This is a genomic window from Paraglaciecola mesophila KMM 241 (assembly GCF_000315015.1).
Taxonomy (GTDB): domain Bacteria; phylum Pseudomonadota; class Gammaproteobacteria; order Enterobacterales; family Alteromonadaceae; genus Paraglaciecola; species Paraglaciecola mesophila.
Window position 1 is genome coordinate 45,661 of record NZ_BAEP01000011.1, and the last position, 7,204, is coordinate 52,864.

At 49.3% G+C, this 7,204-nt stretch carries 4 protein-coding genes and 1 pseudogene; all 5 read left to right on the top strand.

What is annotated here, in order from left to right; all coding sequences use genetic code 11:
- Window positions 1–4: 4 nt before the first annotated feature.
- Window positions 5–2,056 (top strand): acetyl-CoA carboxylase biotin carboxylase subunit, encoded by a 2,052-nt coding sequence (locus GMES_RS03620; RefSeq protein WP_006991218.1) that lies wholly within the window; start codon window positions 5–7, stop codon window positions 2,054–2,056.
- A gap of 12 nt (window positions 2,057–2,068) precedes the next feature.
- Window positions 2,069–3,883: an acyclic terpene utilization AtuA family protein gene (locus GMES_RS03625; protein WP_006991219.1), complete on the top strand. Its 1,815-nt coding sequence runs from the start codon at window positions 2,069–2,071 to the stop codon at window positions 3,881–3,883.
- A complete protein-coding gene (locus GMES_RS03630) occupies window positions 3,880–4,752 on the top strand; it encodes an SDR family oxidoreductase (protein ID WP_006991220.1) in 873 nt (290 codons plus the stop codon). The genes GMES_RS03625 and GMES_RS03630 overlap by 4 nt, the downstream gene beginning before the upstream one ends.
- A gap of 31 nt (window positions 4,753–4,783) precedes the next feature.
- On the top strand, window positions 4,784–6,370 hold the full coding sequence (locus GMES_RS03635; protein WP_006991221.1) for a class I adenylate-forming enzyme family protein: 1,587 nt from the start codon (window positions 4,784–4,786) through the stop codon (window positions 6,368–6,370).
- Between the two features lie 769 nt (window positions 6,371–7,139).
- Window positions 7,140–7,204: pseudogene (locus tag GMES_RS22415) on the top strand (Type I secretion system protein TolC); the annotation flags it as partial.

Below are 7,204 nucleotides of genomic sequence, written 5' to 3' on the forward strand. Positions count from 1 at the left end.
ATACATGAGTAGTGAGCAAATGATGAAGATTCAAAATAGCGATACACAAGCTGGTGCAATACAACCGCATGGGCTAAAAAAGCAAAATCTGTTTCACAAAATACTGATTGCCAATCGTGGCGAAATTGCCGTTAGGGTTATTCGTACGGCTCGAAAAATGGGGTATCGCACAGTGGCTGTGTATAGTGAGGCAGACAAAAACGCTGCCCATGTACTCGCCGCAGATCAAGCCGTGTGCGTTGGCCCTGCCAGCGTGTCCGAGTCGTACCTGATGATCGACAACATTATTGCTGCAGCGCACAAAACCCAAGCCGATGCTATTCACCCTGGCTATGGTTTTTTATCTGAAAACCCAGCGTTTGCGCGGGCTTGTGCTGCAGCGGGGATTCAGTTTATTGGCCCTGATGCCTCGGCCATTGAATTGATGGGCAGCAAGCGCTTGTCTAAGGTGGCCATGTTAGACGCAGGCGTGCCGTGTATCCCCGGTTATCAAGGTGCAGAACAAAGCGACCAAGTGCTGATTGAAAAGGCGGCAGATGTGGGCTTTCCCATCATGGTTAAAGCCTCAGCCGGTGGCGGTGGGCGCGGTATGCGTTTGGTCACTGAGCAAGGTGAACTGGCCGCGCAAATCAAAACTGCACGCTCTGAAGCACTTAGTGCGTTCGGTAGCGGTGAACTCATTCTTGAACGCGCTGTTTTGGCTCCTCGTCATATCGAAATCCAAATATTTGCTGATAGTCAGGGCAATACCGTTTATTTAGGTGAGCGTGACTGTTCGATACAGCGTCGTCATCAAAAAGTGGTTGAAGAAGCACCATCGCCCTTTGTGGATGAAGGGCTGCGGGAACGTATGGGGCAAGCTGCTGTGAGTGCAGCCAAAGCGTGCGGTTATCGAGGTGCAGGCACGGTTGAGTTCTTGGTTGATAGTGACAAAAATTTCTACTTTTTAGAAATGAATACCCGCTTACAAGTAGAGCATCCGGTCACTGAACTTATCACAGGTCTGGACTTAGTTGAGTGGCAACTGCGGGTAGCGGCGGGTGAAATGCTACCACTGACCCAAGAGGACGTTTCACTCAACGGACACGCCATTGAGGTGCGGTTGTACGCGGAAGATCCTCGCCAAAATTTTATGCCGCAAACGGGCAATATTCTTGTATGGCAATACCCTGAACGTGAAGGTATTCGCGTTGATCACGGTATTCATTGCGGCGATACCGTCAGTGCCCATTACGACCCCATGTTGGCTAAAGTCATCGCCTTTGGGCCAGACCGAGCAACCGCCGCAAGGCGACTCGCCAGTGCCATTGAAGACATTCAACTAGTGGGTGTGAACACCAACAAACGCTTTTTACTCAATGTACTGCGCCACCCCGCTTTTATAAACGCCGAAGCGACAACGGCCTTTATCGAACAACATTTTACTGAGCATGCCAGTACCCAAAATACAGCCCTCGCTATAGGCACGCTTGCCAGAGCCGCCATGATTTACTTTCAGCACCCTTTATTTGGCCAGCCCTCTTGGAGCAGTGCAGCGCCTCAGGTGTATCACTTTACCCTGAAAATCAATGAGCAGGCTCACGCAGTGCAAATACAAAAACAAGAGGATAGTTACTTAGTTAAAAGTGAAGCACAAGAGACCGAACTCACCCTAGTAAGTCATGGGGCTAATCAAGCCGTAGTGATTGAAGAGGGGATCCGCCAAGGTTTTAGCTATGCGCTGCAAGACAAAACACTCTTTTTAGACGATGGCAGCGGCCATTACCGAATAGACGATATTACCCAGCTGCCAGCAAGTGTGAGTGAACAAAACGCGAGTGGCGAAATCAATGCCGTCATGGACGGAGTGATAGTTGATGTATTGGCAAAAGAGGGGGATGCCGTTGAAGCCGGGCAACTTATGGTCGTCATGGAGGCCATGAAAATGGAACATCAGTTAAAGGCGCTGAGCACAGGGCTAGTCACTGAGGTGCGCGCAGCAATAGGCCAGCAGGTGAAATCCAAAGAGCTATTGGTCACTATCAGTAGCAACGACGATACGCACAGCGATGCGTAACCAAGGACGTTTATGAGCAACAAAACAGTAAGAATTGGCGGTGCATCGGCCTTTTATGGCGACAGTCAACTATCAGCTCGCCAGCTGGTGGACGATGGCAATATTGACTACTTGGTGTTTGATTATTTAGCCGAAGTCACTATGGCGATTTTGTCTCAAGCCAAAGCCAAAAGCAGTGATTATGGCTATGCCGTAGATTTTGTCACTGTGGCCATGCGAGATGTATTGGCCGATTGCGCCCAAAAGGGCATAAAAGTGATAGCAAATGCGGGCGGTATGAACGTACCAAGCTGCATCACGGCACTTCAGACACTATGCAGTGAGCTTGATATCAGCTTGAATATTGCAGGTGTGTACGGTGATGATTTATCCACCAATCGCCAGAATCTAAATAGCGATGACCTTGCAGAAATGCAAACGGGGCAGCCTTTACCCGAGCGTTTGAGTAGCATCAACGCCTATTTAGGTGCGCGCCCCATCGCTGACGCCTTAGCGGCTGGTGCAGATGTGGTGGTAACAGGGCGCGTAGTGGATAGCGCTTTAGTGATAGGGCCACTAATGCACGAATTTAACTGGCAAGAAAACGAGTACGAAAAACTGGCTCAAGGTGCATTGGCCGGGCATATTTTAGAGTGTGGTGCCCAGTGCACCGGCGGTAATTTTACTGATTGGCATTTGGTGCCTGACTTTTCCACCATGAGCTACCCTATTGCTCAAGTGAGTGCCAACGGCGCGTTCGAGGTAGGTATAGTGCCAAACACAGGTGGCATGGTGACTGAGGCCACGATCGGCGAGCAGATTTTGTATGAAATAGGCGACCCAGCGAATTATTTATTGCCAGATGTTGCCTGTGATTTTAGCAATATCACCCTGACCCAAACGGGCAAAGATCGGGTCAGCGTTTCAGGGGCGAAGGGGCGAGCGCCGGGGAATCAATATAAAGTGTGCGCCACCTACGTCGATGGCTACAAGTTGATAAGCTCTTTCTTTATGGGTGGCGAGCGGGCAGCGGATAAAGCCAGAGTTAACATAAACGCCCTTGTTAAACGCACAGAGCGAGCATTTGCTGCAAAAGGGCTGGGCGGTTATCGGCGCACCAGTATCGAAATTATTGGTGCTGAAGATACCTACGGACCACACGCAAAAGCGCAAAATACTCGGGAGGTCATTGCCAAGTTTGGTTTGCATCACGATAACAAAATGGCATTGCACTTTGCCGCCAGTGAAATCGCCTATTTAGCCACGTCAGCAGCGCCGGGCATGAGTGGTTTTGGGGCAGGGCGGCCCAAACCACAACCATTGATTCGTGTGCACTCAGCGTTGATTAATAAGTCAGACGTACCCGTTACGGTGCAATTAAACAAAACCGTGCACTTCACACAATGCTACCTGACTCCAGAGTCATCGCCTGTTGCAGAGGCTGCGCAATTTTCGCCAGATGCGATTAAAGCTGGCGTTACAAGCTCTGATACTTCAAGCAGTGAGTCGCTGACTAGCGTGCCGCTGGTAACACTGGCTTATGCTCGCAGCGGTGATAAAGGCGATAACGTCAATATTGGGCTTATTGCGCGAGAAGCTAAATACTTACCTGTACTTTACCAACAAGTGACTGAACAGGTCGTCGCTACCTACTTTGCTCATCAACTTGAAGGGCACGTTTTGCGCTATAACCTACCAGGCATAAATGGGTTTAACTTCTTGATGACCCAAGCATTAGGCGGTGGTGGTACGGCGTCACTCAGAACGGACACACAAGGCAAGGCCGCAGCACAAATGTTGTTATCGATGCCGATTACGGTGCCGAAAAGCTGGGTAGAAAAAGCATGAGCTATCAATCGTGCTTGAGGGCGAACTGTTTTGCTGAACAAACATATGTCATCACGGGTGGCGGCAGTGGCATAGGCCGCTGCGCCGCCCATGAACTGGCAAGTTTAGGGGCAAACGTTGTTCTGCTTGGCCGTAATCTAGAGAAATTGAAGCGCACCAGTAATGAGATCATCGAAGATGGCGGAAGTGCAGACTATTTTGCTTTAGATATCCGCGATGAAGAGCAGGTCATCACCACCGTAAGCGCCATTTTACAAGCCCATGAACACTTACATGGCTTACTGAATATCGCAGGTGGGCAATTTCGCGCGCCATTAGAGTCCATCAGTAAAAAAGGCTTTGAAAGCGTGGTGCAAACCAACCTTGTGGGCGGCTTTTTAATGGCCAGAGAATTGTTCAAACAATACTTCAAAGCCCATGGCGGCAGCATAGTGAATATCACCGCGGATAATAAAAACGGTATGCCGGGTATGGGCCACTCGGGTGCAGCGCGGGCTGGGGTCGAAAACCTCACCAAAACGGCCGCGTGGGAATGGGGCCGATATGGCGTGCGAGTGAATACGGTGGCGCCGGGTTGGGTGGCGTCTTCTGGCCTTGATACCTACCCTCAAGAGATGCAAGCCGCGATAAAAAATCTAAAACATGCAGTACCCCTGGGGCGTATTGCTAGCGAAGCAGAAGTCTCTTCGGTGATTTGCTTTTTAATGAGTCCAGGCGCCAACTTTATCAGCGGCCAATCTATATGGGTAGACGGCGCTGCAAGTATGGGCTCTGCCCCTGCACTTGCGCCACTTGGTCAAACAGCACCCGTTAACAGCACAACATGGGACGGCTTTCATCGCTCAGCGCCGCCCAAGGTTTTGCGCTAACGCCCAGCACAATATCAACGAGGATATGAAGATGAATAACCACGCATTGAATAGAAATCTGATAGAGCGCGTTGCCCTAGGTGACCTGCTACGTAAGCGCAGCAGAGACAGCGGCGAGCAGCCCGCCATTGTAGATTTTCCAGCCGGTGAGCGCCGTGCAACCAGCTATAACGAATTAAACAAACGGGTGAATCAGTTGGCCCACGGCTTAATCGCAAAGGGCGTTAAACAAGGGGACAAACTGGCGTTATTCTCAACCAATCAGCGCGACATGCTTACCGTGTATTTTGCCTGCTACAAACTCGGTGTCATTGCCGTACCGATTAATTTTATGCAAGGCGTAGACGATGTGCGCTACAACCTTGAACACAGCGAAACCTCAGCCGTTATTTACGAAGCGATGTTTACCGAGCTAGTGCACGCCAGCACCCAAGGTAATCCACACATCAAGCTGACGGTGCAAATGGGCAATACCAAAGGCAAGTCTGATTACAGCTTAGAAGCGCTGCTCGATAATCAAAGTGAGCAAGAGGTTAATGACCGCATTATTGAGGACAGAGACACGGCCCACATGATCTACACCTCGGGTACCACGTCAAGGCCTAAAGCGGTTGAGTCATCCCATTTGGCCCTGACCATTGCGGCGTTAACCGGTGCCATTGAGCTTGAGCTAAATAGATATAATCGCATGTTGTTGGTGCTGCCGCTGTTTCACTGTGCGGCATTATCTGTGCTGCACCCAGTCATGATGCGCGGGGGCTGCACTGTGCTACACGCCGCATTTGACCCTAACGTCATCGTGGATAGCCTTGAGCAGGAAAAAATCGAAACCGCCGTGTTCATGCCCATGATGTGGCATGCACTGCTCGCTACGCCGAATGTTGAACAGCGCGACTTTAAACACTTCAAATTAGGGGTGTATTCCATGGCTGCTATGAATAGTAAAAGCCTAGAAAAAGTACGCAAAACCTTTGGGTGCGTGATGCATTTGGGCAGCGGCCAAACCGAGTTCGCCCCTGTTGCCTGTATGTATCGAGATAAAACCCCAACCGAATTCAGCGAAGGTAATTATTGGGGGGAGCCCGTTTGTACTGGTGAGCAAGCGATTATTGATAAGCAAGGCAACGAGCTCCCCAACGGCGAAGCGGGTGAGATCGTATGGCGCGGGCCACAAGTTATGAGTGGCTACTATAAAAATGAGCAAGCCACAGCGGAAGCGGGTAAATTCGGCTGGCATCACACGGGAGATATCGGCTTAATCGATAACCAAGGCCAACTGCTGTTTATTGACCGGATCAAAGACACGATAAAATCGGGTGGTGAAAATGTCTCATCACAAAAGGTAGAGCAAGCCTTGGAGTTACTAGAGGGCATCGAGCGCGCGGCCGCCTTCGGCGTGAGCCATCCCCACTGGGGCGAAGCCGTTTGCGCCTGTATTATCAGCGCAACATTGAACGAATCAGACATTCCTCAAATCGAGGCGCACTGCAAAGCCCAGCTAGGGCAGTTCGAAGTGCCCAAAGCCATTTTCATCTGTGAAGCCCTGCCGGTCACAGGCACAGGGAAAGTCAGAAAGGTGGAGTTGCGGGAGCAGTATAGACGCGTATTTAGTGACTAAATGAATAGGCTGCGGCGTAACAAATATCGGACTTTGTAAGAAAATGACCCTGTAGCGAGTAGACTTTCAGAAGACCTACCCGCTCAAGAGGATAATTAGATTAATATCCTCAGTAGAGGATATTGCTGACACATCCTCCAAAGGGGATATAGTGTCTTTTATCCGCTTGAAGGTATAGAGGAGACTCAGATGATCTACAGTCCAAAACAATTGGCCAATCAGTTGTTACTAATCCGCACCAAGAACAATTGGACCCAGCAAGACATTGCGGCCAAAGCAGGGGTCAAATAAGCTACGATATCAAACTTCGAGAACCATCCAGATCTTTGTCAGCTGCAGACCTTTTTCAAAATCTTACAAGCGCTACAAATACACATGCAAATCTCAGAAACTACCTTCCACGCAGAACAGGATGAAGAAAATTGGTGATTTGATCGCCCTTAAAGCAAGTGGCCAGCCCGCACTATGAAATGCTGCTCAACAAACCAGTGGACTGATTAAAACAAGTTGGTTTGATGGACTGATTACTTCAAAGCTAAAAGAGGTTCTTTATAAGGGAAAAGAGATCATTACTCGTGTTCATGAACGGGACGATATAATGACACCGACGATATAATGACACCCATGATAAAAATGGTCATATAATGACACCCATGATAAAAATGGTCAATTTTCAGGAGACGATACAATGACACCCATGATAAAAATGGTCAATTTTCAGGGCTAAACTACACTTGGTTTGTGTTTCATTCTGTCAGGTAAATGGATTATGCCTCAACCTCGAAAAAGCCAAATTAGTTTAATCGATACGCCCTATTACCATTGTGTGTCCGC

Bases quoted from the DNA above. Each gene is read 5' to 3' on its own strand.
- GMES_RS03620 (WP_006991218.1), top strand. From the start codon at position 5: ATGAGTAGTGAGCAAATGATGAAGATTCAAAATAGCGATACACAAGCT.
- GMES_RS03625 (WP_006991219.1), top strand. From the start codon at position 2,069: ATGAGCAACAAAACAGTAAGAATTGGCGGTGCATCGGCCTTTTATGGC.
- GMES_RS03630 (WP_006991220.1), top strand. From the start codon at position 3,880: ATGAGCTATCAATCGTGCTTGAGGGCGAACTGTTTTGCTGAACAAACA.
- GMES_RS03635 (WP_006991221.1), top strand. From the start codon at position 4,784: ATGAATAACCACGCATTGAATAGAAATCTGATAGAGCGCGTTGCCCTA.